Source organism: Rhodococcus sp. NPDC127593 (assembly GCF_042671975.1).
In the GTDB taxonomy this organism is placed as follows: Bacteria; Actinomycetota; Actinomycetes; order Mycobacteriales; family Mycobacteriaceae; genus Rhodococcus_F.
Map to the genome: position 1 here is coordinate 1 of NZ_JBHXWI010000175.1, position 1,438 is coordinate 1,438.

A 1,438-nucleotide genomic window follows, 5' to 3' on the forward strand; every position below is an offset into this window, starting at 1 on the left:
TAGTACTACAGCCGTAAGTTGATCTTGTCGGCGTGTCTGCGCTGGTGAGAGCGGCCACCGCGCGATCATTCCTTGTTTGTGTGGAACAAAAAAGACGCTGCGGTGGCCGCAGCGCACAGCGTAGACGTTGACGGCTGGGGCCGGTTGCTGGCCTCCGTATTGGACGGATGTGTGGGACGGTTCGCCCGCCGCCGGACGCATTCCCGGGCCGGGAAGATGGTGCACGGGTTGATCGCCGGTCTCGACGACAAGAACTGCTGGACACTGTCGGAGCATCTCGGCGACGATTCCCCGGACGGATTGCAGTACCTGCTGTCCCGGGCCAAGTGGGACCACGACGGGGTGCGAGACGACGTGCGGCGGTTCGTGGTCGAGCATCTCGGCGCTCCGGACGGCGTGCTGGTCGTCGACGAGACAGGTGACCTGAAGAAGGGCCGACACACCGTCGGAGTGCAACGCCAGTACACCGGCACCGCCGGGCGGATCGAGAACGCGCAGGTGTCGGTGCACCTGACCTACGCCACCCCCGAGGGGCATGCCCTGATCGATCGCGAGTTGTACCTGCCGAAGTCGTGGACCGACGATCCGCAACGATGCCGGGACCAGGCTGTACCCGAGGACCGCGACTTCGCCACCAAACCGGCACTCGCGGGGCGGATGATCGCCGCCGCCGCGGAGCACGTGCCCGCGAAGTGGGCCGCCGGCGACGAGGTGTACGGCGCCGACCCGGCGCTGCGCCGACAGATCGCCGACCGCGGACTGGGATACGTTCTGGCTGTCGCCTGTTCACACCAGGTCACCACCGCCGACGGAACCGCCCGCGTCGACGAGATCGCCGAAGACCTTCCCGCGGCTGCGTGGCGGTCGGTCTCCGCCGGCAACGGGGCCAAGGGCAAACGGCTCTACCGGTGGGCCCGTATCTCGATCGACCCCGGTGAGAACGCCGGCGGCGCCGAGTCCGGCGTGCACGCGGTACTCATCCGCCGCCACCCGCGCACGAAGGAGCTCGCGTACTTTCGTTGCTACAGCCCGAACCCCGTATCCCTGGCCGCGTTCGTGCGGGTCGCGGGCCTGCGGTGGCGGATCGAGGAATCGTTCCAGGCGACCAAGGGGCAGATCGGGCTCGATCAGCATCAGGTCCGCACGTGGACCTCCTGGTACCGGTGGCACACCCTGGTGATGCTCGCCTACGCCTTCCTCGCAGTCGCCGCGGCCATCTCCCGACGCGAGGCGCCGTCGACACCATCGCTGATCAGATTGAGTGTCAACGAGATACGCAAACTGTTCACCACACTCGCCGACACCGCACGGGCCGCGAGGCCGATAGCCCACATCCTGCACTGCTCGCAGTGGAGACGACAGCACCAGGCCCGCGCCCGAATTTGCCACCACAAGAGACGGGGCCACACGCCATGATCAACTTACGGCTGTAGTACTA

At 66.9% G+C, this 1,438-nt stretch carries 1 protein-coding gene; it reads left to right on the forward strand.

Annotated elements, in window-relative coordinates; translation table 11 throughout:
- Window positions 1–159: 159 nt before the first annotated feature.
- A complete protein-coding gene (locus ACFVJ3_RS49450; RefSeq protein WP_378459039.1) occupies window positions 160–1,416 on the forward strand; it encodes an IS701 family transposase in 1,257 nt (418 codons plus the stop codon).
- Window positions 1,417–1,438 lie beyond the last annotated feature (22 nt).